Origin of the sequence: Streptomyces sp. NRRL F-5650, from assembly GCF_000721365.1 — a bacterium.
Lineage (GTDB): Bacteria > Actinomycetota > Actinomycetes > Streptomycetales > Streptomycetaceae > Streptomyces > Streptomyces ardesiacus.
This window is the reverse complement of record NZ_JOGV01000042.1, coordinates 18278-40625: the sequence shown is the minus strand read 5'-3', so window position 1 is coordinate 40625 and position 22348 is coordinate 18278. Positions and strand designations below refer to the sequence as shown.

The following is a 22348-nucleotide window of genomic DNA, read 5'->3' as shown; positions in this document are numbered from 1 at the left end:
CCTCGGGGTGGTCGGCTCGTTCTGCGGGTACGGTGACCGCGTAATGATGAACCGAGTCTGGTGGTGGACGTTGTGCTGATGCAGGGGTTCGCAGGCTTCATGTGGCTGCTGAGCACCGCCCTGATCCTTTTCAGCGGCTTCGCTTTGATCGACGCCGCCACACGCCGCGAGGACGCCTACCGCGCGGCCGACAAGAAGACCAAGCCCTTCTGGCTGATCATCCTCGGGCTCGCCTTCGTGGTGAACCTGATCTTCAACATCCTGTCGTTCCTGCCGATCATCGGTCTCATCGCGACGATCGTGTACATGGTCGACGTACGGCCCGCCCTGCGCGGCCTGTCCGGCGGCGGACGCAGCAGCCGCCGCGGCTCCAGCAGCGACGGACCGTACGGGCCGTACAACGGCGGGCGCTGAGCCGGGCGCCCCGCACGCGGGGACACCGGGTCCGGGCCGGGCGGTTCAGGCCGTCCGGTTCAGGCCGTCCGGTTCAGGCCGTCCGGTCCAGGAGGACCACCGCCAGGTCGTCCGCCAGTTCGCCGCCGTTGAGCCGGCGGACCTCGTTGACGGCCGCCCGCAGCAGTTCCTCGCCGTCCAGACCCTCGGCCCGCTGGCGGCGGACCATCTCCACCATGCCGTCCTGGCCGAGCCGCTCCCGGCCCTCGCCGACGTGGCCCTCGATCAGACCGTCGGTGTAGAGCATCAGGCTCCACTCGGCACCCAGCTCCACCTGCGTCCGCGGCCAGCGGGCGCCCGGCAGCAGCCCCAGCGCCGGGCCGTTGTTGTCGTACGGCAGCAGACGCGCCGGCACGCCCGGCGCGGCGAGCAGCGGGGACGGGTGACCGGCCAGGCACAGGCCCGCGCGGCGGCCGTCGGGGGAGATGTCCACGGCGCACAGGGTCGCGAAGATCTCGTCGTCCGAGCGTTCGTGCTCCAGCACCTGCTGCAGCGTGCCGAGCAGTTCGTCGCCGCAGAGCCCGGCCAGGGTCAGCGCCCGCCAGGCGATCCGCAGCTCCACACCGAGCGCCGCCTCGTCCGGGCCGTGCCCGCACACGTCGCCGATCATGGCGTGCACGGTGCCGTCCGGGGTGCGGACCACGTCGTAGAAGTCGCCGCCCAGCAGTGCGCGCGAGCGGCCCGGACGGTAGCGGGCGGCGAAGCGCAGCGGGGAGCCCGCCAGCAGGGGGGTGGGCAGCAGGCCGCGCTCCAGCCGGCGGTTCTCCTGCGCCCGCAGCCGGCCCTCGGCCAGCCGCCGCTCCGCCGAGTCGGACCGCTTGCGCTCGACGGCGTAGCGGATCGCCCGGCTCAGCAGGCGCCCGTCCAGCTCGTCGCGGAACAGGTAGTCCTGCGCGCCGACCGCCACGGCCTCGGCGCCGCGCTCGGCGTCGCTGGAGGAGGTGAGGGCGAGCACGGCGTGCCGGGGCGCCAGTTCCAGGACGTGCCGGAGCACCGCCAGCTCGTCGGCGCCCTCGCCGTCGGCGGCGCCCTCACCGCCCGGGCGGGCCGGCGAGGGGGCCGACAGGGCGAGGTCCAGCAGGATGCAGTGGACGTCGTCGGTGAGCAACCGCTCGGCCTCGGTGAGGTTGCGGGCGGTGCGGACGCGGATCGGCTTGCCGGCCTGGTCGATCAGGTCGGGCACGATCGGCGAGCCGGCCGGGTCGTCCTCGATCAGCAGCACCGTCAGGTTCGTGGGTGCCGCGCTCTCGGTCCGGTCGCGCGGGCTGCGGCCGGAGCCGGCGTCCGCGCCGGTGTGGATGCCTGTGCTGGTGCCTGTCCTGGTGTCCGTGGGGTTCTCGCGCTTCTCCGTGGCGTTCTCTGGGGTCTTCTCGCGCCGGGTGGCGGGGTGCTCGGCCGGGTGCGTCCCGGACGGGGCCTGTTCCGTGGAAGGGCCGCGGTCCGGGGACGCGGCGGGCGCCTGACCGCACTCCACGGCCGGGATCGCCCTTGGCCGCGGTACGGGTACGGGCATGGTGGTGTCTTCCTTCCCTCCCCCCGAGGGCATGGCGGGGCGAGGGACCTCGACCCACCGACGGGGACCATAGCGGGTGACGGCGCCGCTGCGGAATGGTCCAGAACACGCCGGACGGCCGTCGGCCACTGCCATAAGCCGCGTTATCGCCCGCAGTTGGACACGTCGGCCGGGGGCGGGGGATGACGAACGTCACGCGGGTGCGGGTGCCGGGCGTGCACTGGGTCACGTGTCCCGCTTCACCTCCCCGTGGCCCGGCGCGTGACCCGCCTCACTGCCCGGTCGCCCGCTCCGTGTCCGGCCGGACCACGCCGAGGATCGGCATCGAGCCCGCGCCCGCGAGGGTGATCGAGCGCCCCGGTCGCGGGGCGTGCACCATGGAGCCGTCGCCGACGTACATGCCGACGTGGCTGGCGTCGTCGAAGTAGATGATCAGGTCGCCGGGGCGCATGTCCTTGATGTCGACGTGCCCGAGCTGCTTCCACTGCTGCTGCGAGGTGCGCGGGATCGCCTGCCCGGCCGCCACCCAGGCCTGCGAGGTCAGACCGGAGCAGTCGTACGACGACGGGCCCTCGGCGCCCCACTGGTACGGCTTGCCGATCTGGGCGGTGGCGTACTCGACCGCCTTGCGGCCCCGTTCCGTCGCCCCGGCGTCGAGGTCCTTCAGGATGCCGGAGTCGAGCCAGGCCGTCTGCGCCTTGGCCTGCGCCTCCTTCTCCAGCTTGGCGAGGCGCTCCTTCTCCTCCTTCTCCAGCTCGGACTCCAGCTTCTCGGCCGCCGCGATCTGCTGCTCGACCTTCTTCTGGGCCTTCGCCTTGGCCTTGCGGTTGGCCTCAAGTTCCTTGAAGCGGGCGGAGGCGTCCGCCGCGTAGGTCTCCAGGTCCTGCTGGGCCCGGGTCAGCTCGCCGAGCAGACCCTTGGTGGCGCGCTGGCCCTGGAGGACGCGGCCGGTGCCGTCGAGGAAGTCCTCGGGGTCGTCGCTCAGGACGAGCTTGGCGCCGTCGGGCAGGCCGCCGGTGCGGTACTGCGAGCGGGCGGCGGCTCCCGCGCGGTCCTTCAGCCCGTCCAGCCTCTCCTGGCCCTTGACGATCTTCTTGGCCAGCTCGACGATCCGGGCGTTCTGCTGCTCGGCCTTCTCCTCGGCCGCGTTGTACTCCTCGGTGGCCGCGGCCGCCGCGCGGTAGAGCGCGTCGAGCCTCTTGCGTACGGCTTCCAGGTCCTTGCCGGGCGTGGCCGCCGGGGCGCCGGACGAGGGCGACGGCGACAGAGAGGGGCGGCCAGGGTCCGCGAACGCCGTGCCGGGTGCCGCCAGTACGGTGACCGCGCAGACCACGGCCACGGCAGCGGCCGTCAAGCCGTGCTTCCCCGTACCCATACCGCTCCCCCAACCTGGGTTAACCGCCAGTAACTTAGCCCGCTCGGGGGATCGTGCCATGCCGGAGCGAAAAGCGACAGAGGTCGACAGAGTGCCGAGAGGGGTCGGCGGAGGCCGGCGGGGGCCGGCGGAGGTCGACAGAGGGCGAAGGAGGTCGACGGAGGTTGAAGGAGGTCGACGGAGGTTGAAGGAGGGTGCCTCTCGCTCCCGCCTGCCGCTCCCGCTTCCCGCCGGTGGCCCGCCCCGGCCGCCCCGGTCGCCGTCCCCGCGCGGCTGCGCCGCTCACGTGCGAGGCGCCAACGCCTCCCAGGCCACGGTGACTTCGCCCTGCCGCCACCGCACCGGTCCGTCCGTCACCGGCCAGTCGGCCGCGAGATCCCGCACCGCCCGCATCCAGCGCTGCCGGGCGCCGTAGGAGGCGTACGGCGCGGCGGCGGCCCAGGCCCGGTCGAAGTCCCGCAGGAAGGCGTGCACGGGCTCGCCGGGCACATTGCGGTGGATCAGCGCCTTCGGCAGCCGTTCGGCCAGGTCGGAGGGGCGGTCCAGGGAGCCGAGCCGGGTGGCGAAGGTGACCGTGCGCGGCCCCTCCGGTCCGAGCGCCACCCACACGTGCCGGCGCCCGATCTCGTCGCAGGTGCCCTCGACCAGCAGCCCCCCGCGCGAGGACCCCGACGCAGGCGCGAGCCGCGCGCACAGCCGCTGCCAGACGGCCGCGACCTCGCCCTCGTCGTACTGGCGCAGCACGTTCGCCGCGCGGATCAGCACCGGGGGAGCGGCGACGGGAACCTCGAAGCCGCCATGCCGGAAATCGAGCCCCGCGCGAGCGTACGGCCGGGCCGCCGCCACCCGGGCCGGGTCGATCTCGACGCCCACCACGCGCACGTGCGGCGCGACCGTGCGCAGGCGCAGCAGCAGTTCGACGGCCGTCCAGGGGGCCGCGCCGTAGCCGAGGTCGACGGCGACGGGCTCGGCGGCGCGGCGCAGTTCGGCGCCGTGCACGGCCGCGATCCAGCGGTCCATGCGGCGCAGCCGGTTGGGGTTGGTCGTCCCGCGCGTGACCGTGCCCACGGGGCGGGGGGCGGTGGCGCGGGGAGGCATGCCTACGAGGGTAGGCGGCCCGCCGCGCCCTGCTCCGGAGGGGCCCGGAGGGGACCCGTGAGGATGCGCGGGGATCCATGGGGTTTCCATGGGGACCCGCCTTCGTATCGAACGGTTGAGCGACATACGGCAATGATTCGGCAAAGTTGATTCCGTGGAGCCCGGAAAACCGGAATGGAGCACCCTCCGTACGGTGTTCCCACCCCTTGGAGGGCAACCCGGGTCCTCCGACCGGCATGCCCGCAGCGAGGAGGAACGGCTCGTGAGCCAGTACGTCAGCAGGCTCGGGCGCCGCTCACCGGCGGCCTCCCCGCGGCTCCGGCTGCTGCGCAGGCCGCGGCGCGTCGCCATGCTCTCCGTGCACACCTCGCCCCTGCACCAGCCCGGCACCGGCGACGCCGGCGGCATGAACGTCTACATCGTGGAACTCGCCCAGCGCCTCGCCGCGATCAACATCGAGGTCGAGATCTTCACGCGGTCGACCACCGCCTCCCTCCCGCCCGCCGTCGAACTCGCCCCCGGCGTCCTCGTCCGGCACGTCGACGCTGGGCCGTACGAGGGCCTGGCCAAGGAGGAGCTGCCCGCCCAGCTCTGCGCCTTCACCCACGGCGTGATGCAGGCCTGGGCCGGCCACCGCCCCGGCCACTACGACCTCGTGCACTCCCACTACTGGCTCTCCGGCCACGTCGGCTGGCTCGCCGCCCAGCGCTGGGGCGCACCCCTGGTGCACGCCATGCACACCATGGCCAAGGTCAAGAACGCCAACCTGGCCGAGGGCGACACCCCCGAGCCCGCCGCCCGCGTCATCGGCGAGACCCAGATCGTCGCCGCCTCCGACCGCCTGATCGCCAACACGGCCGAGGAGGCCGACGAGCTGATCCGCCACTACGACGCCGACCCCGGCAAGGTCGCCGTCGTCCACCCCGGCGTGAACCTCGACCGCTTCCGCCCCTTCCCCAAGGGCGCCGTGCCCGGCCCCGGACAGCACGGCAACGCCCGCGCCGCCGCCCGCGCCCGCCTCGGCCTGCCCCAGGACGCGCTGATCCCGCTCTTCGCCGGGCGCATACAGCCCCTGAAGGCGCCGGACATCCTGCTGCGCGCCGTCGCCATACTCCTGGACGAGCGCCCCGAGCTGCGCTCCCGCATCGTCGTCCCCGTCGTCGGCGGCCCCAGCGGCAGCGGCCTCGCCAAGCCGGAGGGCCTGCAGAAACTCGCCGCGCGGCTGGGCATCGCCGACGTCGTGCGCTTCCGGCCGCCGGTCGGGCAGGAGCAGCTCGCCGACTGGTTCCGGGCCGCGTCCGTGCTGGTCATGCCGTCCTACAGCGAGTCCTTCGGGCTGGTCGCCATAGAGGCCCAGGCGGCCGGCACCCCGGTCCTCGCCGCCGCGGTGGGCGGGCTGCCGGTCGCCGTGCGCGACGGGGTCACCGGCCGCCTCGTCGACGGGCACGATCCCGCCGCGTACGCGCGCGTGCTGCGCGACTTCGCCGACAACCCCGAGCTGACGCCCCGCATGGGCGACGCCGCCGCCCGGCACGCCCAGTCCTTCGGCTGGGACAGCGCCGCCGCCGCCACGGCCGACGTCTACACGGCCGCGGTCCAGTCGCACCGCCGTCGCGTACGCTCGCACCATGGCTGAGGCACCGGACAAGGCAGCGCAGGTCGTCGAGGCGGCGCTCAAGGACGCCGACCTGGAGTGGGAGAGCCCCGCACCCGGCAACTACGTGGTCACGCTCCCCGGCACCCGCAAGCTCTCGACGACGGTCTCCCTCATCCTCGGCCGCCACTCCCTCTCCCTCAACGCCTTCGTCATCCGCCACCCCGACGAGAACGAACCGGCCGTTCACCGCTGGCTGCTGGAACGCAACCTCAAGCTCTACGGCGTCGGTTACGCCGTCGACCGCCTCGGCGACGTCTACGTCACCGCCAAGCTCCCCCTGGCCGCCGTCACCCCCGACGAGATCGACCGCCTGCTCGGCCAGGTCCTGGAGGCCGCCGACGGCGCCTTCAACACCCTGCTGGAGCTGGGTTTCGCCTCCGCCATCCGCAAGGAGTACGCGTGGCGGACCTCGCGCGGGGAGTCGACGAGGAACCTGGAGGCCTTCCAGCACCTCGTCGAGCGCCCGGACAACGCCGGGGAGTGAACCGGCCCGGACGCACGGCAGTCACCGCGCGCTGGTGCGGTAGCGCCCCGGCGTGACGCCCACCAGCCGCTTGAAGTGCCGGGTCAGGTGGGCCTGGTCGTAGAAGCCGGTGGCGGCGGCCACCTCCGCCGGGGACCGTCCGGCCAGCAGCAGCCGCCGGGCCCGCTCGACCCGGCGGGACATCAGGTACTGGTGCGGCGCGATGCCGTACGCCCCGCTGAACGCCCGTACGAGGTGCGCCGGATGGGCCGGCACGAGCGCGGCCGCCTCCTCCAGCCCGATCCCCGCGACGACCCGCTCGTCGAGCAGTTCGCGCAGTCGCCGGGCGAGGGCGGGGTCCCGGCGGGTGCCGGGCTGGCCGGTCCCGGGCTGGCCGGTCCCGGGCTTCAGGTGTTCGTGCAGCCGGTCGCCGATCAGCGTCAGCCGGCTTTCCGCCTCCAGCTCGTCCCCGGGCAGCGCGAGCGCGGCGTGCAGTTGCCCGACCCGTCGCCGCAGCACCGGGTCGCGCAGGTCGGGGGCGTCCACGGCCCGCCCGATCAGCTCGTCGCCCAGCCGGGAGGCGTCCAGGTACAGGACGCGCTTGCGGAAGCCGTCCGGGGTGGCCGGGGAGCCGTTGTGCGGCACGTGCGGCGGCAGCAGCGACACCGTGTCGTGCGGGGTGCCGTGCTCGTGCCGGTCCAGGTCGTACCGTACGGCGCCGTCGTCGACGATGAGCAGCGTCCAGGCGTCGTGGACGTGCATCGGGTAGGCGTACTCGGTGTAGTGGGCGTGGAAGACCTCGACGACGCCGGGGACGCGGGGCCGCCAGGCGGAGACGCTGCGTTCGGTCCTCCGCTGGTCGTCGCGTCGGCTGCCCATGCAAAAAACGTACAAGACCGGGTGGGGCGCGGGTCGGCAGTCTCACCCCATGAGCACCGATGACACGGCCCCCGGGCCCGAGACCCCCGTCCGCTTCGACACCAAGATCGCCGTACTGCTGCGCGAGGACCTGGAGACCTGGCAGCGCCTCAACGTCACGGCCTTCCTGGTCAGCGGCCTGGGCAGCCAGGTCCCCGAGGTGATCGGGGAGCCGTACGAGGACGCGGACGCCGTGGGCTACCTGCCGATGTTCCGCCAGCCGGTCCTGGTCTTCGAGGGCACGAAGGAGACGCTGACCAAGGCCCACGCGCGCGTGCTGTCCCGCGCCCTGCCCCGCGCCCTGTTCACGTCGGACCTCTTCACCACCGGCAACGACCGCGACAACCGCGCGGCCGTGAAGGCCGTGACGACGGCGGACCTGGACCTGGTGGGCCTCGCGGTGTACGGACCGAAGAACGCGGTGGACAAGGTGCTGAAGGGGGCACGGATGCACCCGTGAGCGGGGTGCACGCGGGGGTGTGCACGTGGGGTGCGGGTGCGGGTGCTGCGCGGGGCGGGTCGGACGGCGCCGACGTCGGCGCCGGGGCGGGCGTGGCGCCGTGCGGGTCAGACGGCGCCGGCGTCCGCCCGGGGCGCCGGGACGGCGTCCAGCGGTTCCTGCGCTGCCTGGGCGTCCCGCGCTCCCTCGGAGTTATCCGCTCCCGGCGCTCCCGGCGCTCCCGGCGCTCCCGGCGCTCCCGGCGCTCCCGGCGCCCCCTTGGCTCCCTGGGCGACCGCTGTCTCCTCCGACAGCCCCCGCATGAGCCACCAGTACCCGGCCGCCGTCACCGTGCCGACGACGGCGCAGATGCCCCACAGCCACTCGGCGCCCCAGTGGTCGATGACGAACCCGGACATCAGCGGGGCGACCAGGGCGGCGACCGCCCAGGACATGGTGTACATCCCCTGGTACCGCCCGCGCCCGTGAACCGGCGACAGCCGCACGACGAGCCCCGTCTGGGTCGGCGCGTTCACGACCTCGGCCAGCGTCCACACGCACACCGTGAGGGCGAAGACCCCGACCGACCCGGCGAAGGCGGTGAGCCCGAAGCCGTACCCGGCCAGCAGCGAGGAGGCGACGAGCAGCAGCCGTGGATCGCGGTGCTCGATGAACCGCGTGACGGGGATCTGCAGGACGACGATCAGGACGCCGTTGACCGCGATGGCCAGACCGAAGTCGGCGGGCGTGAACCCGGCCTCACCCATGGCGACGGGCAGTCCCAGGTACCCCTGCTGGAAGATCACGGCGACGAGGAAGGACAGCCCGACGACGCTCATGTACCGCCCGTCGCGCAGCACGGTCCACAGCGAGACGGCGGCCTCCTCGTCCCCGCCGCCGGCCTCGGCGCTCTCCGTCCGCTCCGGCCGGGACTCGGGCAGCTTCACGAAGATGAGGACGGCGCAGGCGAGCGTCATCCCGGCCTCGATCAGGAACCCGGCGAGATAGCTGACCTCGGCGATGAACCCGGCCGCCATGGAGGAGATCGCGAAGCCGAGGTTGATCGCCCAGTAGTTGAGGGAGAACGCCCGGACCCGGTCCTCGGGCCGCACGATGTCCGCCATCATCGCCTGCACGGCGGGCCGGGAGGCGTTGCTCGCCATGCCGACCAGGAAGGCGACGGCGGCGATGGTCACCGGGTCCCGCACGAAGCCGAGCAGCGCGACGGACAGCGCGGTGGAGGTCTGCGCGACCAGCAGCGTCGGCCGCCGCCCCATCCGGTCGGTCATCACCCCGGCGCCCAGCGAGGACACGACCCCGCCGAGCCCGTGCAGGGCGGCGACCAGACCGGCGTACGAGGCGGAGTAGCCGCGGTCGATGGTCAGGTACAGCGCCATGAAGGTGGCGACGAAGGCACCGAGCCGGTTGACCAGGGTGCTGGTCCACAGCCACCAGAACTCGCGGGGGAGCCCGGAGACGGTCTCCCGTGCGGCACGTCTGAGTCCGGCGACTGACATGGGTCCCCCGAGGTGGCTGTAAGCGGCTGATGCGGTAGGCACAACTTACAAACGGCTCCCTCGGTGAAGCCATTCAATTAACACTTCCCGTCAACCGTCCGCCCACCGGGCGCACGCGCGGGCGATCGCGGCCTTGGATTACGCTCGGGAGCATGGCCGACGCACCGTACAAGCTGATCCTCCTCCGCCACGGCGAGAGCGAGTGGAACGAGAAGAACCTGTTCACCGGCTGGGTGGACGTCAACCTCACCCCGAAGGGCGAGAAGGAGGCGACGCGCGGCGGCGAGCTGCTCAAGGACGCCGGCCTGCTGCCCGACGTGGTCCACACGTCCGTCCAGAAGCGCGCGATCCGCACGGCCCAGCTCGCGCTGGAGGCCGCCGACCGCCACTGGATCCCGGTCCACCGCCACTGGCGCCTCAACGAGCGCCACTACGGCGCCCTCCAGGGCAAGGACAAGGCCCAGACCCTCGCGGAGTTCGGCGAGGAGCAGTTCATGCTGTGGCGCCGGTCCTACGACACCCCGCCGCCGCCGCTGGACCGCGACGCCGAGTACTCCCAGTTCTCCGACCCGCGCTACGCGGTCCTCCCGCCGGAGCTGCGCCCGCAGACGGAGTGCCTCAAGGACGTCGTCGGCCGCATGCTGCCCTACTGGTTCGACAGCATCGTCCCCGACCTCCTCACCGGCCGCACGGTCCTGGTCGCCGCCCACGGCAACTCCCTGCGCGCCCTGGTCAAGCACCTCGACGGCATCTCCGACGCGGACATCGCGGGCCTGAACATCCCGACGGGCATCCCGCTGTCCTACGAACTCGACGCCGAGTTCAAGCCGCTGAACCCGGGCGGCACGTACCTCGACCCGGACGCGGCAGCGGCAGCGATCGAGGCCGTGAAGAACCAGGGCAAGAAGAAGTAAGCGCCCACGAGTAAGCCCCCTGCCTGCGGGTTCCCCGCCAGGGAGGGGGCTTCTCGCTACCTCCGGTCCGTCGCTGGGCCGTCAGTGCGACGGTGCTGTGCGCTCTCCGGGTACCAGCTCCTGTCTCCACTCCGCTCTGGCGCCGGTGCTCTGCAGCACGGCGACAGCGGACTGGGCCCTGTACGCAGACAGCCCCTCAAGAAGGGTGACGGGCGCTTGGCGTGCCAGCACCCGGCTGTGCCACAAGCTCAGCCCGGTCACCTTTCGCACGGCTCGGATCACATCCATCTCGCGGGGCCCGCAGTCGATGAGCACCACCTCGTGGGACGGGTCGTCGCAGAGCAGCGTGTAGTACTCGGTGGACTCCTCGTCGGACATCTCGCCCTCCTGCTCCAGCGAACGGGAGCCTATGCGCCCTCGAAGGCGGCAGCCACGGCTTTTCGGGGGTGCTAGTGGCAGATCGACGTGAGTTGGGCGTACCCCCGCAGAGTCAGGCCGGGGTCGGAATGGTCACCGAGGCCGGCCCAGCAGGAGGACACCCGTGCAGATGTCCGCTCCCGTGAAGCGCTGAACGCAAGCAGGCGACAGCTTCCCTACCGGTGTCGAGCCGCCGCTTACTCTTTGAACGAGGTCCGTTCCATCCCCATGGGGTCACACGCAGCCACGAGCCCGCGCCTAGCTCTGCGTTGGTTACGCGAGCGCACGCGTCACATCACTGACCAGCTCGACGCCCTGTACGCACCGCCTGGCCTGCACTAGTCGACGGACGATACAAAACACGAACGAGCCCTCGCATACATGACCAAAGGAACGGGCTACCAACTCACCCCGTACGACGAGAGCACCCGCTACGTCCTCGTGGTCCATCCGACGGGAGCGACCTCATGAACGGCCCGCCCACGGCTACTGGAGCGAATGCTGGCCGACGACGTCAGCACCCGAGAACGGTCGGCGCTCCTGGCATCGTTCGACGCGTACTCAGCGCCCCAGGCAGACCGATGGGTCGCCATCGCCCTCCGCACCATCTCACCAGCACTCGACTCCGACGCATCGGACGAAGCCTGGACATGGCTACACGAAGAACGCGCCAGACCCGAAGGCTCTCCTGCGCTCCGAGCCCTGCACGGTGACCTTCACGCATGGAGAAGTCCGCATCCGGTGGATGATCCGGCCCGTGCTCTTCGTGCCCCTCGCACACTGGCAGGACACTGAACTTCCAGCCTGTGCACATCGCTTCAAGCCCCGCACCACAGACTGAGTTACAACTTTCTCTACGGGTTCAAGGCGGCTCGCTCCGCTCACCGCGCGCGGCCCGGCCCCCGGCCGGGCCTGCGCTCCAGTCTCCGCCCCGCTCCAGCCCGGCCAGCGCCCGTGCCGCGCGCTACAGCGATCAGCCGCCCAAGGTAGAGAAGGAGTACGCCGCGCTTTATCAGACAGGTCCGCAAACTGTCCGACGTGCCGGAGGCTTCACGGGTCCAAGATCACTCGCGTTAAGCAACCAGCCCAACGACGCCGCGCCGGCCTGGCGTCCGCACGGCAAAGAGGGAAGGTCCGAACTGGCAGCGAGAACGATCAGACGGCACCATGTTCATCATTGCGCTTTTTGATCTTTTCCTCACTCAACAATTGGAACAAATCTTTACTGTCGAGGTTGTCAAGGAAGAGGCCCGGAAAGCCAAGATCCGAACTTACCCTGTGTACAAGTTCGCGAACATATGGATGCAGCGTCGCGAGAACGATCACATCCCCATACGTAGAAGCCATGTCTCCCGTCACGTCGTCCAAGTCGTGCTCGTATCCGGCTTGGAACTCACATACGATACGGAAAACCTCGTCTTCGTCCGCTAGAGCCTTCACTTCATACCGCACTTCGAAAGTGATGGATTTTGCTCCGAGCGACACATTCGGACGCAGTTCGGTAACTACGCTGTACGGCGGGTCAGGTTTCCGGTCAAATACTTGCGCCTCGAGAGAGTTCAGTCGAATCCCCTGCAGATAGGCAGATTCGTGCAACACCGAGGCAAGGCGTAGCGATTCCGCATATTCGGCTTGCGTCTGCACTTAGCGATTCACACCCTCACGGCGGAGTGCATACACGGCAGAAGACCAGGAAGAACTCCCGCTGAACGTGTTGTCTGCTCCATCCACGGACCACGCGGCATGAACACTGCTCCGCTCGCGTCGGACGGCTCCCACTGCGTACGCGTTACTGAAACGCCAATCGCCTCCGTCGTCTTTGAGTCGGACGTCAAGCCGACAACCTATTGCCCTGGCGTAGCGCTGCAACGTCGACAGGCGCGGATCCGTACCACCTGATTCAAGCTCGGAAACCGCAGACTGAGTGGTTTCCATCCGCTCCGCCACAGCGGCCTGACTGATCTTTCGCGCCTTACGCCGGGCGATCATCCGGCGAAGTAGTGAACTGCGGCTACGCGCATCTTCGAAGGCAGCCTCGAACTCGGGATGCGCCAGTTCCTCCCCGATCAGCTCATCGAGGTCATCCAGCTCGTCTCGGTTCATGACACCCCTTGAGTCTAGTCGCGTACTGTCCAGTCCTTCAGTCTCTCGATCGCCAGATCTTTTGCAGCCTTGGGAAGCTTTCTGTCCTTTTTATTTATGACATGAAGGGCAAGAAGCACTTGATCGTGACTACCGACCGGTGAGTAGAGAAGTCGGTAAGTGCAGTCAGCGAAGAAAACACGGACAGCAAAGAGACCATTGCCGACCGATTCCTGCTCGTAAGGCATATGCTCCTGCCTTACGACGCGCTTCATGGCTTCAAGAATAGCCGCACGGGCCCCCGCCCCAAGGCTCTTAAGATCCTCTCGAACAACATCTTTGTCGTTACGGGTCTTGTAGAACCGCCATCGTCGACTGGTCAGACTGCCCCCTCCCGTAGACGCACTCAAGTACTGCGGAGGCATTGCACACCACGCGGCCCCCCGCCCCTCGGTTGCGTAAGGGAAGTGTAGCTGTGAGTTACCTCCACGGAAGGGTCTTGGTTGACTGTTTCGAGAGTATCGGCTAGGGCCGATGGCCGCAAGCTACGGACTGTTGTTTTCTCTACACACATGGTGATGTCCCCCTGTCCGGGTGATGGGTAGATCAGGCGCCCGTCGCCCGTCAGACCTGCACTGCACACCCGAGACATGTCATGTCTCGCATGGATACGTGAGCGTTATCGGAATCACTCATTCCGCATCAGTCTCACGGAGAACGACGCGACCTGCCGCCTTGCGCGTGATCGCATTGTCCTCACATCGACACGTGCGCATCATCGGCAGTGAACAACCAGCAACGTCCCGCCCTACCAGTGCATGAGGCAGGCCACCGCCAGACCGAGGGAGCACGAACTCGTGCACCGGTCCTCATCCACCAGCCAGCTCAGGGCAAGGGAGAGAAGCCGGCGCACTGGTCGAGGTCAAACGGCGAGCCGGCGCAAGTTGGCACTCGACCGTCGGTCTGCTGTAGGGCGGATGTCGTGGCGTTGCCGACGTCGGAGGGCAGGGTTGGGTTACTGAGGTGATGCTGGTTCGCGCTCCGTTAGCTCGCGCCGTCGGCCACTATGCGCCGCGACGAGCCCAAGCTGGTAGTTGTTCGTAGTTCCCGAAAGCGTTCGCGCTGACCGGTACTGCCGTCGTGGCGTGCTCTGGCGGAAAGCACAACCCGACATCGTGGCTGAGGCCGGTGTGGGCGCAGCGAGACACACGCGCGCCTGGTCGATCGGCGGACCCACCGTCGTGGCTGACTGTCGGTGGCTGAGGCTCAGACAGCCCATGGAAGGCAACTGCCGTCAACTGCGGACATGCTTCCCTGACGTCTGCCACACTCCGCGCATGGGGAGCTGTGCTGGAGTAACACGGCGAGGGCAGGCATGCCGGAACACGGCGGGATGGAACGGGTTCTGCCATCTACATGGGGGCGGAGGTCGTGTCCAAGCACCCGGGCTTCCCGCTCTGCCCCCACGTCGCGCACACTCACATCCGCAGCCCAGTCCAGGACGACGGCCACGCCGAAGGGGTTGGTTGTGGAAGCTGTGGTGGTTCCTCGTGAGCTGGTTCGAGTGGCTGCGCGGCAGCAGCCGGGGCCGGCAGAGTCCTGAACGATGACGCCTACCCACCAGGTTGGCTGGGCCGTCTCTGGGCCGTCCGAGGGCGCTCAACAGTGACCGGCAACGACCAATGATGACCATCACGCACGCAGGGACACCGCCCCCGACCTGCAAAAACCCAACTCACCAAGATCCCCGGCAAGACCCAGGGCAAGAAGAAGTAGGCCCACGTCAGTACGGCCCCCGTCCGGCGGATGCTTCGCGGGGCCGGGGGCCGACTGACGTGTCCAGGGCGCCTGTGGGCCGGGGCCCGGAGGGTGGGGCGTATCAGGACGGTGGCCAGGCGTTGGTCATCTCGAAGGTGACCGCTGTTCCACCGAAGCGGCTGGGGCCGGCGTGCCACGAGTCGGCGACGGAGTCGACCAGCAGCAGCCCGCGGCCGTGCGCGTCGTTGGCGTCGGGGCACCTGAGCCGGACGCTCTCCGGAAGCCCCGGGTTGTGCACCTCGACCCGGAGCGAGGTCCCTGCGCGGAACCATTCCACCCGCACGAGCCAGGGCGCGTCCGACGTCCCGTGGACGACGGCGTTGGTCACCAGCTCCGAGAGCAGCAGGACGCAGTCGTCGACCGAGCAGGTCGGCTGATACGGCGTGAGGAACTTCCGGAACCAGCGCCTGGCCCTCGGTACGGACTCGGCGACGGGGTGCAAGGTCATCGCACCGAGGCGCGGTGAGTCCTCACACGGATCACGGTCGATCGCGTAGGTCACGCGCACTCACTCCTCGCCGCTGTTCCCACGGCAGCCGATGGCCCGAGCCCGTACGACGCCATGCAGCACCTCTCATTCAGAAAGTCATCCCGACATCTCTAGACAGGTACTGTGGCCAACATCTCTAGAGACGTCAAGTCGCTTTGCTCAACGTGCCCTTGAGGGAGCGGAGCCGCTACTCGCAGCGAGCGAGGGCCCAAGCTGTGGCCTAAGGTGTCTAGAGAAGGAGAGGAGGCCCACGGGATGGCCAAGGCCGGAGACGACCGTCGCCCCAAGTACCACCGGATCGCCGACACGCTGCGCGAGGCGATCCGGTCGGGCGAGTACGGTCCGGGTGATCGGCTCCCGGGGGAGAACGACCTCATGGCCGCGCACGGCGTGGCCCGCATGACGGCCCGCCAGGCGTTGGGCGTCCTCCGTGACGAAGGCGTCGCCGAGGCCCGCAAGGGCGCCGGCGTGTTCGTCCGGGAGTTCCGTCCGCTTCGGCGCCGGGGCATCCAGCGCTTGGCCCAGCAGCAGTGGGGCAACGGCCGGTCCGTCTGGTCGGCCGACATCGAGGGCCGGTCGCTCGAAGTGGACCAGGTCACGGTGTCCGAGGAAGGGGCGCCTGACGGCATCGCTGCGGTCCTGGAACTGACCGGCGAGGAGACGGTGTGCGTACGGCGTCGGCGCTTCGTCCTGGACGGCAAGCCCGTCCTGCTGGCGACGAGTTACTTGCCCGGCTCCCTGGTCGCCGGGTCCGCGATCACGCGGGAAGACACCGGGGAGGGCGGGACGTACGCCCGGCTCGCCGAACTCGGCCACCAGCCTGTGCACTTCCGCGAAGAGGTTCGCTCACGCATGCCGTCGAGTGACGAGGCCACCCGGTTGAGCATGGCCGCGGGCACCCCGGTCATCCTCATCTGCCGCACCGCGTTCACCGACGAGGGGCGCCCCGTCGAGATCAACGAAATGACGCTGGACGCCGCCTCGTACATCCTGGAGTACGACTTCGACGCGTGAGATGCGGAAGATGCTGCAGACGCTGCAGGTGCGGCGAGTTGCGGGCTCCTTCACGGCTGGCACCCGAGGCAGCCGGGTCCCGCTGCCTCGGGTGCATCTCGGAAGCCGGGTGTCCGCAGTGCCCCGCTAACTCGTGCGGGCGCAGTTCCCCCGGTTCGCGTGCTGGGGGCCGTTGGCGGACGGGCGGATGTCGAAGTCGAAGATGGCGGTGGGCAGGTAGAGCGTGGCGCAGGAGTTGGGGATGTCGACCACGCCGCTGAAGCGGCCTTCGACCGGGGCGGCGCCGAGCAGCAGGTAGGCCTGCTCGGGGGAGTAGCCGAACTTGGTCAGGTACTCGATGGCGTTCAGGCAGGCCCGCTGGTAGGCGAGGTGGGAGTCGAGGTAGTGCTGGCGGCCGTCCTCGTCGACGGAGATGCCGACGAACGTGAGGAACTCGCTGTAGCGCGGCTCGACGTTGCCGGGGAAGAAGACGGGGTTCGTCGTCACCCCGTAGGTCTGCATGCCGCCCTTGATGAGGTCGACGCCGAGGTCGAGGTAGCCGCCCATCTCGATCGCGCCGCAGAAGGTGATCTCGCCGTCGCCCTGGCTGAAGTGCAGGTCACCGGCGGATAGCTTGCCGCCCTCGACGAAGACCGGCAGGAAGATGCGGGCGCCGCGGGTGAGGTTCTTGATGTCCTGGTTGCCGCCGTTCTCGCGCGGCGGCGCGGTGCGTGCCGCCTCCTGTGCCGCGCGTTCGAACGCGTCGCCCTCCAGCGTGCCGAGGAGCGCCCGCTGCGGCTGCGGCGGCAGCGCGAGCGGGGGTACCCGGTCGGGATCGGTCGCGATCAGCTCGGCCTCCCGGGCGTTCCACCGGGCGAGCAGGTCGTGCGAGGGGGCGGTGCCGATCATGCCGGGGTGGGTGATGCCGGTGAAGCGCACGCCGGGCAGGTGGCGGGAGGTGGCGATCTGCCCGTGGAAGTCCCAGACCGCCTTGTACGCGTCCGGGAAGCGCTCGGTGAGGAAACCGCCGCCGTTGGACTTGGCGAAGATGCCCGTGTAGCCCCAGCCCTGGCCGGCGACCGGGCCGGTCTCCTGCGGGACGGGGCCGACGTCGAGGATGTCGACCACCAGCAGGTCACCGGGCTGCGCGCCCTCGACGGCGACCGGTCCGCTCAGCGGGTGGACGATCGAGAGGTCGAGGTCGCGGATGTCGTTGGCGGAGTCGTCGTTGTGGACCATGCCGTCGAACCACTCGCGGCATTCGAGGCGGAACTCGGCGCCGGGCCGGACGGTCGCCACTGGCGGGATGTCGGGGTGCCAGCGGTTGTGCGGCGGGACTGCCTGGTCGTAGAACGACCGGGACTGGTCGACGCTGAAGAGCACTTCGGGCATCTGTCGTTCCTTGCCTGTCGGTCACGGTTTGGGGAGGCGGGCGTGCAGGGGATTCGGTGGGCGAGCAGGGCGACGGGGTGGCGCGGGCGGGCTGCGCAGTACCGCCGGCTCGTGTGCGCTGGCCTCAGCGGCGTCGCGTGCCCGTCGCAGGGCGGAGCGGGGAGAGGTGAGGGCGGGCGGGGCGTACACGCGCGTCGTCGCTCCGCCGCAGGTGGCGCACGTCGGCGGCTCGGGTTCCGGGGCGTCGATCGGGCGGACGACCTCGAACACGCCGCACCGGCCGCACGTGTAGTCGTACCTCGCCATGGGGTGCCTCCGCGTCGCTGGGGGCCGGGGGTGGGTGGTGCTGGGCGGGCTTCCCCCCCCACTGCCGCTGAAGTGGTTTGTGGCGGTTTGACCATAATGTTCGTTCAGTGGTGCGGCGGGGCGACGCGGTGCGGAGTAACTCTGTCGGGTACGGCGGCGCGCAGATGGGGGTCCCGCGCTGGTTCCGGCGCCCAACTCGTGTGCGCCGGGGCGCGTCGGCTGCGTAGAGTCGCGGCGTGTCCGAGTTGGAGCAGTTGGATGCCGGTCATGCCCAGGCGGTCCTGGACTTCGAGGTGGCGAACCGTGCGTACTTCGCCGCCTCCGTTCCCGATCGGGGCGACGCGTACTTCGAGCGGTTCGAAGAGCGGTACCGCGCCCTGCTGGCCGAGCAGGAGGCGGGCGTCTGCGTCTTCTACGTGCTGGTCGCAGAAGGCGGTCGCGTGCTGGGGCGGTTCAACCTGTACGACCTCGCCGAAGGCTCCGCCGACCTCGGCTATCGGGTCGCGCAGTGCGTCTCCGGTCGCGGTGTGGCGACGGCGACCGTACGGGAGGTGTGCCGGCTGGCAGCGGAGCGGCACGGGCTGCGGACGCTGCGGGCAGCCGCCGCCGACGCCAACCCGGCGTCGCAGAAGGTGCTGACCAAGGCCGGGTTCGTCCCGGTCGGGCCGGCCGGTCCCACCGACCTCGGCGGGAAGGCGGGGTTCCGGTACCGGCGCGACCTGGTGGTCCCGGCGTAGGCGCCGCGGCCGGTCCAGCCGGTCCAGCCGGTCCAGCCGGTCCAGCCGGTACGGCCGGTCCAGCCGGTACGGCCGGTCCAGCCGTTCCGGCTGGTCCTGTCGGCCAGGTCGGCCAGTTCGGCCAGTCGGCTCAGGGTGCCGGGTCCGGGGGTTCCACGATCGCGCGCAGCGCCGCGAGGTGGCCCTGGTACGCGGTGCGGCCCTGCTTGGTCAGGCGGAGCCAGACGCGTTGGCGGGTGTCACGGACGGCCTTGCGCCGTTCGGCGTAGCCGGCGTCCATCAGTACGGTGACGTGTTTGCTCAACGCCGATGCGGACAGGCCGAGTTGCTTCTGGACCAGGGCGAACTCCGCCTCCCCGGCGCCCTCCAGCAGCGCGCAGATGCGCAGGCGGTGCGGGGCGTGGATGGTGGTGTCGAAGCCCGCCATCGGGTCGCCCGGGGTGCCGCTTCCGGCGCTCACGCGGGCCTCCGGTGCAGGCGTACGAAGGCCAGGTGGAAGCCGACGGACACGGCCGCGCCGATCAGTGAGGACGCGATCAGCCACGCCGCCCGGCCCGTGGCGTGGAAGGCGTACGGTCCGGCGACCAGGAGCAGGGGCAGGCCGACCGCGAGCGGCACGGTCGCGCGCTTCGGCAGGACGTCCAGCCGCAGTGCCACGCCGGTCCTCTCGCGCCACGACTTCGAGGCGACGGCGAGGAGCGCCGCGTAGAGGGCGGTAGCCGCCAGCATCACGGCCATCCAGGCGGGGCGCGGGAGCAGCCAGTCCGGGTCGGCCACGATGCCTCCGACGGTGACCGGGAGGACGGCGACGTAGAGCGTCAGCGTGATGAAGAACCAGGTCGGCCAGGGTGTGGCCGCCAGGGCCGTGGCCGAGGCCCGGACGCGTTCGGTGTCGGCCAGGGCGGCGCGGGCCTGCTCCGGCGTGAGGGGTGCCCCGTCTGTTTCCATGCCGGAAAGAGTAGCCGTTTGTTTCCGGTGTGGAAAGTCTTGGGTTTCCGGTGCGGCAAGTGAGGGAGTGGTTCAGCTCAGTGGCTCAACTCCCCGCCGACGGGGCCCGGGAGCCGCTCCGGCGTCGACCGCGTACCCGGGCACGGACGGCCACCGCACCGTGAGCACCACCGAGTCCTCCTCCGCGTACCAGGAGTGGTCGACGCCCCTGCCCCACACGACGTAGTCGCCCTGCCGGGCCAGGACGACGCTGCGGCCGGGCAGTTCCACCCGGAAGCGGCCGCTGACCAGGACCTGCAGCGCGGTGCGCTGCTCGCCGGTGACCCAGTGGGCGCGCTCGTCGCCCTTCGGGTGGACGCCCCACTTGATCTCCACGTCCTCACTGTGCCGGGGATCGGAGGCGTCCTTGAAGTGCCCCAGCAGCCATCCCCGGTCCAGTGCCGCGTCCTCGCCCGCGTTGCCCACGTACACGCTGTCCGTCATGGCTCCGGAAGCTAGCAGCCCGCTCCGCCCGGGGGCGGGCGCCGCCCCCCTTCAGGCCGGTTCCACGGGCAGCCACAGTTCGGTCGTCGCCGTCGTGAAGTCGGCCGTGCGGTCCAGGACCGCCACGATCGACGGGCCGGGGCGCAGGCGCCACGGGTTGGAGGGGAACCACTCGGACGCCGTGGCCGCCCAGGTGGTCTGGAGGGATTCCGGGTAGGGGCCCGAGCTGCGGAAGACCGCCCAGGTGCCCGCCGGGACCTCGATGGCGTCGAGGTCGTCGGGGGCGGGGGTGCCCGCGGAGACGGCCACGCCGTGGAGGTAGGTCAGCTCCGTGCCCTCCGCGCTGTCCTGGGCCACGTCGTCGCAGACCTGGAGCAGGCCGGCCGGGTCCGTGTCGCCGAGGGACTTCAGGCGGACGTGGGCCTCCTGGGGGAGTGCGGCGATGTGCTGCCGGATGTGCGGGTTGACGCCCTCGTGGACGAGGGGGACACGGGCCGCGTGGCCGATCAGGCGGAAGGCGGGGCGGTCGGTGAAACGGGTGTCCATGGGGGTGCTCCCTTCGACGGTCAGGCGGAACCTGAGCTGCGGTTGGCTCCGAAGGGGGCCGCCTTCGCGGCGCACGTCGCGCGGGGCGGCGCCGTGCACCGACCGGAACGCGCGTCCGAACGCCTCCGTCGAGCCGTATCCGTACCGGACGGCGATGCCCAGCAGGTCGTCGCCGCCCCGTACGACGTCGGCGGCGGCGACGGTCATGCGGCGCCGGCGGACGTACTCCGACAGCGGCATGCCCGCCAGCGACGAGAACATCCGGCGCAGGTGGTACTCGGTCGTGCCGAGCCCCGCGGCCAGCGCGGGTACGTCGGGTTCTTCGCCGAGGTGCTCCTCGACCAGGTCGACGAGCCGGTTCAGTGCCGGGATCATGCGGCCTCCCTTCGGCGTCCACCGTGGCAGGGGGTGGCCCCGCGGCACCCGATCGTCTCGGACCGGTTCGGTCGGCCGGGTTCGGGCGTTCCGGTCAGGCGGGCGCGGACACCGGCGGCTGGTCCGGCCACGGGAAGGCGTAGCGGGGGTCGCCCCCGCGGGTCAGGCGGACGTGGCGGAGCAGCTCGCGGACGATGCCCGCGGTGCCCATCGCCCAGCCGGTCCGCGGTTCGAGGTCGCCGGGGGTGGACCGGAAGTCGACGTTCGACCAGCGGGCGCCGTCGGCGTCCCGGGTCGCGCGGGCGGCCAGGTCCGCGACCAGCACGTCGGTGAAGCCGGACGTGTCCCGCTGCTCGGCGAAACCGGACGCGTCCCGCTGCTCGGCGAGCCGGTCGCAGGCCAGGGCCAGGACGCCCGCCGTGCCGCAGCAGCGGCCGTTGTTGTCCCAGAAGCCGGGGCGCAGCCGCCGGGGGAGGCCCGAGTGGGTGACGGTGTGCCAGCAGCGGTCGGCCAGGGCGGTCCAGGCGGGGTCGGACGTGACGTCGCGCAGGGTGCGGAAGAGCTGGGCGTCGCCGGCGGGGCCGTGGCACCAGCCGTAGCTGACCGGCTCGATCAGGTCCGGGAGGTACTGCGGGGTGGAGTGCGGGGCCAGGAAGCCGTCGGGGCCCGCCGAGTCGCGGGACACGACGTCGGCCGCGGCGGACAGCGCGAGGTCGAGCAGGTCGCCCCGGCCGGTGGCCGCGCCGACGCGGGCGAGGGCCAGGGCGATGCCGAGGGTGCCGTGCGAGACGTGGTGCAGGCGTGCCTCGACGCCTGTGCGGTGCGGCCAGTGGACGCCGTTCGGCGTCCGCTCCGCCGTGCGCAGGTACGGCTCCACGGCCAGGACGGCCAGGTCGGGGTCGCCGGCCGGCAGGGCGCCGAGGCCGATGCCCGCGTTGCCGCCCATCAGCTCGAACAGCTCGCCCCAGCGGGTGCCGTCGAAGCGGGAGCGGACGAGGCGGAGGGCACGGTCCGCGGCCTCGCCCGAGGCCGTGTCGCCCAGGGCGTCGTGGACGGCGCGCAGGACCAGCGCCAGTCCCGTACGGCCGAAGTACAGGGAGTCGTCCTCCAGGCCGTCGACCGAGGACGCGAGGGAACGGGCCGCGCGCAGGGCGGTGTCGGCGTAGGCGTCGTCGCCGAAGTGGCGCCATGCCTCCAGGAACACCGGGACGATGCCCGCCGTGCCGTCGTAGAGCATCTGCTCCACGGCTTCGTCGGAGGGCTTCGTCGGCCAGGCGAGGCCGCCGCCGGGGGTTTCCCGCGCCGTCCCCGTCAGCCACCGCAGCCCGTCCACCGCGATGTCCTCGACCTCGTCGGCCGTCACGAGCGTGGTTCCCGGTGCCGTCATGGGGCCACTCTCGCACCCGGGCGGGCC

Annotated in this window: 24 protein-coding genes; 7 read left to right on the top strand and 17 right to left on the bottom strand. The window is 70.9% G+C overall.

Translation table 11 applies throughout. From position 1 onward, the window contains the following. Nucleotides 1-78 precede the first annotated feature (78 nt). Entirely contained in the window at nt 79-414 is a 336-nt protein-coding gene (locus IG88_RS0129665; protein WP_030403569.1) for a DUF2516 family protein, read from the top strand. A gap of 73 nt (nt 415-487) precedes the next feature. Here the strand turns inward: IG88_RS0129665 and IG88_RS0129660 are convergent, their stop codons facing one another. From IG88_RS0129660 to IG88_RS0129650, 3 genes are all read right to left on the bottom strand, one after another. Then, a complete protein-coding gene (locus tag IG88_RS0129660) occupies nt 488-1966 on the bottom strand; it encodes a PP2C family protein-serine/threonine phosphatase (RefSeq protein WP_031047816.1) in 1479 nt (492 codons plus the stop codon). Between the two features lie 271 nt (nt 1967-2237). Then, entirely contained in the window at nt 2238-3341 is a 1104-nt protein-coding gene (locus tag IG88_RS0129655) for a C40 family peptidase (RefSeq protein ID WP_031047814.1), read from the bottom strand. 282 nt (nt 3342-3623) lie between these two features. Next, nucleotides 3624-4439: a hypothetical protein gene (locus IG88_RS0129650; RefSeq protein WP_031047812.1), complete on the bottom strand. Its 816-nt coding sequence runs from the start codon at nt 4437-4439 to the stop codon at nt 3624-3626. 262 nt (nt 4440-4701) lie between these two features. Here IG88_RS0129650 and mshA point away from each other — a divergent pair, with 262 nt between their 5' ends. Further along, nucleotides 4702-6075 carry a D-inositol-3-phosphate glycosyltransferase gene (mshA, locus tag IG88_RS0129645; RefSeq protein WP_031047810.1) on the top strand — a complete coding sequence of 458 codons (1374 nt, stop codon included), beginning with the start codon at nt 4702-4704 and terminating at the stop codon, nt 6073-6075. Continuing rightward, a complete protein-coding gene (locus IG88_RS0129640; RefSeq protein WP_031047808.1) occupies nt 6068-6580 on the top strand; it encodes a YbjN domain-containing protein in 513 nt (170 codons plus the stop codon). Before mshA ends, IG88_RS0129640 begins: the two co-directional genes overlap by 8 nt. Before the next feature lie 21 nt (nt 6581-6601). Here IG88_RS0129640 and IG88_RS0129635 read toward each other — a convergent pair whose 3' ends face one another. Continuing rightward, nucleotides 6602-7438 (bottom strand): AraC family transcriptional regulator, encoded by an 837-nt coding sequence (locus tag IG88_RS0129635; RefSeq protein ID WP_031047806.1) that lies wholly within the window; start codon nt 7436-7438, stop codon nt 6602-6604. Between the two features lie 49 nt (nt 7439-7487). Here IG88_RS0129635 and IG88_RS0129630 point away from each other — a divergent pair, with 49 nt between their 5' ends. Next, nucleotides 7488-7937 carry a DUF2000 domain-containing protein gene (locus IG88_RS0129630; RefSeq protein ID WP_031047803.1) on the top strand — a complete coding sequence of 150 codons (450 nt, stop codon included), beginning with the start codon at nt 7488-7490 and terminating at the stop codon, nt 7935-7937. 107 nt (nt 7938-8044) lie between these two features. Here IG88_RS0129630 and IG88_RS0129625 read toward each other — a convergent pair whose 3' ends face one another. Then, nucleotides 8045-9433, bottom strand: coding sequence for an MDR family MFS transporter (locus IG88_RS0129625; protein WP_078861651.1), 1389 nt, complete (start codon nt 9431-9433; stop codon nt 8045-8047). Between the two features lie 152 nt (nt 9434-9585). Between IG88_RS0129625 and IG88_RS0129620 the strand changes: the two genes are divergently transcribed. Continuing rightward, complete coding sequence (locus IG88_RS0129620) at nt 9586-10347, top strand: phosphoglyceromutase (RefSeq protein WP_031047797.1); 762 nt, start codon at nt 9586-9588, stop codon at nt 10345-10347. A gap of 81 nt (nt 10348-10428) precedes the next feature. Here the strand turns inward: IG88_RS0129620 and IG88_RS0129615 are convergent, their stop codons facing one another. The 5 genes from IG88_RS0129615 to IG88_RS0129600 all read right to left on the bottom strand — a co-directional run bounded on the left by IG88_RS0129615 (nt 10429) and on the right by IG88_RS0129600 (nt 15166). After that, on the bottom strand, nt 10429-10725 hold the full coding sequence (locus tag IG88_RS0129615) for a ribosomal protein L7/L12 (protein ID WP_031047794.1): 297 nt from the start codon (nt 10723-10725) through the stop codon (nt 10429-10431). Between the two features lie 1194 nt (nt 10726-11919). Next, entirely contained in the window at nt 11920-12408 is a 489-nt protein-coding gene (locus IG88_RS41805) for a protein-export chaperone SecB (RefSeq protein ID WP_078861650.1), read from the bottom strand. Beyond that, nucleotides 12409-12867: a helix-turn-helix domain-containing protein gene (locus tag IG88_RS41800; RefSeq protein WP_078861649.1), complete on the bottom strand. Its 459-nt coding sequence runs from the start codon at nt 12865-12867 to the stop codon at nt 12409-12411. It abuts the gene before it with no gap. Nucleotides 12868-12881: 14 nt separating this feature from the next. Continuing rightward, on the bottom strand, nt 12882-13271 hold the full coding sequence (locus tag IG88_RS45005; RefSeq protein WP_078861648.1) for a type II toxin-antitoxin system RelE/ParE family toxin: 390 nt from the start codon (nt 13269-13271) through the stop codon (nt 12882-12884). Between the two features lie 1454 nt (nt 13272-14725). Then, on the bottom strand, nt 14726-15166 hold the full coding sequence (locus IG88_RS0129600) for an ATP-binding protein (RefSeq protein ID WP_031047789.1): 441 nt from the start codon (nt 15164-15166) through the stop codon (nt 14726-14728). A gap of 243 nt (nt 15167-15409) precedes the next feature. On the opposite strand from IG88_RS0129600, the gene IG88_RS0129595 reads away from it, so the two are divergent. After that, entirely contained in the window at nt 15410-16168 is a 759-nt protein-coding gene (locus IG88_RS0129595; RefSeq protein WP_031047787.1) for a GntR family transcriptional regulator, read from the top strand. Between the two features lie 126 nt (nt 16169-16294). Here IG88_RS0129595 and fmdA read toward each other — a convergent pair whose 3' ends face one another. Further along, complete coding sequence (fmdA, locus tag IG88_RS0129590) at nt 16295-17539, bottom strand: formamidase (protein WP_031047786.1); 1245 nt, start codon at nt 17537-17539, stop codon at nt 16295-16297. A gap of 21 nt (nt 17540-17560) precedes the next feature. After that, a complete protein-coding gene (locus IG88_RS45355) occupies nt 17561-17845 on the bottom strand; it encodes an FmdB family zinc ribbon protein (RefSeq protein WP_078861647.1) in 285 nt (94 codons plus the stop codon). Nucleotides 17846-18081: 236 nt separating this feature from the next. Here IG88_RS45355 and IG88_RS0129585 point away from each other — a divergent pair, with 236 nt between their 5' ends. Continuing rightward, nucleotides 18082-18582, top strand: a complete 501-nt coding sequence (locus tag IG88_RS0129585; protein WP_031047784.1) for a GNAT family N-acetyltransferase — start codon at nt 18082-18084, stop codon at nt 18580-18582. 130 nt (nt 18583-18712) lie between these two features. Here IG88_RS0129585 and IG88_RS0129580 read toward each other — a convergent pair whose 3' ends face one another. The 5 genes from IG88_RS0129580 to IG88_RS0129560 form a co-directional block, all read right to left on the bottom strand. After that, complete coding sequence (locus tag IG88_RS0129580) at nt 18713-19042, bottom strand: transcriptional regulator (protein ID WP_037836991.1); 330 nt, start codon at nt 19040-19042, stop codon at nt 18713-18715. Next, complete coding sequence (locus IG88_RS0129575) at nt 19039-19530, bottom strand: hypothetical protein (protein ID WP_031047780.1); 492 nt, start codon at nt 19528-19530, stop codon at nt 19039-19041. Before IG88_RS0129575 ends, IG88_RS0129580 begins: the two co-directional genes overlap by 4 nt. Before the next feature lie 72 nt (nt 19531-19602). Further along, on the bottom strand, nt 19603-20013 hold the full coding sequence (locus IG88_RS0129570) for a signal peptidase I (protein ID WP_031047778.1): 411 nt from the start codon (nt 20011-20013) through the stop codon (nt 19603-19605). Between the two features lie 51 nt (nt 20014-20064). Then, entirely contained in the window at nt 20065-20934 is an 870-nt protein-coding gene (locus tag IG88_RS0129565; protein ID WP_031047776.1) for an AraC family transcriptional regulator, read from the bottom strand. 94 nt (nt 20935-21028) lie between these two features. Beyond that, a complete protein-coding gene (locus tag IG88_RS0129560) occupies nt 21029-22321 on the bottom strand; it encodes a lanthionine synthetase LanC family protein (RefSeq protein WP_031047774.1) in 1293 nt (430 codons plus the stop codon). Nucleotides 22322-22348 lie beyond the last annotated feature (27 nt).

What these genes read in the sequence shown, in the direction of transcription:
- IG88_RS0129665 (WP_030403569.1), top strand. Translation starts at nt 79, where the DNA reads ATGCAGGGGTTCGCAGGCTTCATGTGGCTGCTGAGCACCGCCCTGATC.
- IG88_RS0129660 (WP_031047816.1), bottom strand. Translation starts at nt 1,966, where the DNA reads ATGCCCGTACCCGTACCGCGGCCAAGGGCGATCCCGGCCGTGGAGTGC.
- IG88_RS0129655 (WP_031047814.1), bottom strand. Translation starts at nt 3,341, where the DNA reads ATGGGTACGGGGAAGCACGGCTTGACGGCCGCTGCCGTGGCCGTGGTC.
- IG88_RS0129650 (WP_031047812.1), bottom strand. Translation starts at nt 4,439, where the DNA reads ATGCCTCCCCGCGCCACCGCCCCCCGCCCCGTGGGCACGGTCACGCGC.
- IG88_RS0129640 (WP_031047808.1), top strand. Translation starts at nt 6,068, where the DNA reads ATGGCTGAGGCACCGGACAAGGCAGCGCAGGTCGTCGAGGCGGCGCTC.
- IG88_RS0129635 (WP_031047806.1), bottom strand. Translation starts at nt 7,438, where the DNA reads ATGGGCAGCCGACGCGACGACCAGCGGAGGACCGAACGCAGCGTCTCC.
- IG88_RS0129630 (WP_031047803.1), top strand. Translation starts at nt 7,488, where the DNA reads ATGAGCACCGATGACACGGCCCCCGGGCCCGAGACCCCCGTCCGCTTC.
- IG88_RS0129625 (WP_078861651.1), bottom strand. Translation starts at nt 9,433, where the DNA reads ATGTCAGTCGCCGGACTCAGACGTGCCGCACGGGAGACCGTCTCCGGG.
- IG88_RS0129620 (WP_031047797.1), top strand. Translation starts at nt 9,586, where the DNA reads ATGGCCGACGCACCGTACAAGCTGATCCTCCTCCGCCACGGCGAGAGC.
- IG88_RS0129615 (WP_031047794.1), bottom strand. Translation starts at nt 10,725, where the DNA reads ATGTCCGACGAGGAGTCCACCGAGTACTACACGCTGCTCTGCGACGAC.
- IG88_RS41800 (WP_078861649.1), bottom strand. Translation starts at nt 12,867, where the DNA reads ATGAACCGAGACGAGCTGGATGACCTCGATGAGCTGATCGGGGAGGAA.
- IG88_RS45005 (WP_078861648.1), bottom strand. Translation starts at nt 13,271, where the DNA reads ATGCCTCCGCAGTACTTGAGTGCGTCTACGGGAGGGGGCAGTCTGACC.
- IG88_RS0129595 (WP_031047787.1), top strand. Translation starts at nt 15,410, where the DNA reads ATGGCCAAGGCCGGAGACGACCGTCGCCCCAAGTACCACCGGATCGCC.
- fmdA (WP_031047786.1), bottom strand. Translation starts at nt 17,539, where the DNA reads ATGCCCGAAGTGCTCTTCAGCGTCGACCAGTCCCGGTCGTTCTACGAC.
- IG88_RS45355 (WP_078861647.1), bottom strand. Translation starts at nt 17,845, where the DNA reads ATGGCGAGGTACGACTACACGTGCGGCCGGTGCGGCGTGTTCGAGGTC.
- IG88_RS0129575 (WP_031047780.1), bottom strand. Translation starts at nt 19,530, where the DNA reads ATGGAAACAGACGGGGCACCCCTCACGCCGGAGCAGGCCCGCGCCGCC.
- IG88_RS0129570 (WP_031047778.1), bottom strand. Translation starts at nt 20,013, where the DNA reads ATGACGGACAGCGTGTACGTGGGCAACGCGGGCGAGGACGCGGCACTG.
- IG88_RS0129565 (WP_031047776.1), bottom strand. Translation starts at nt 20,934, where the DNA reads ATGATCCCGGCACTGAACCGGCTCGTCGACCTGGTCGAGGAGCACCTC.
- IG88_RS0129560 (WP_031047774.1), bottom strand. Translation starts at nt 22,321, where the DNA reads ATGACGGCACCGGGAACCACGCTCGTGACGGCCGACGAGGTCGAGGAC.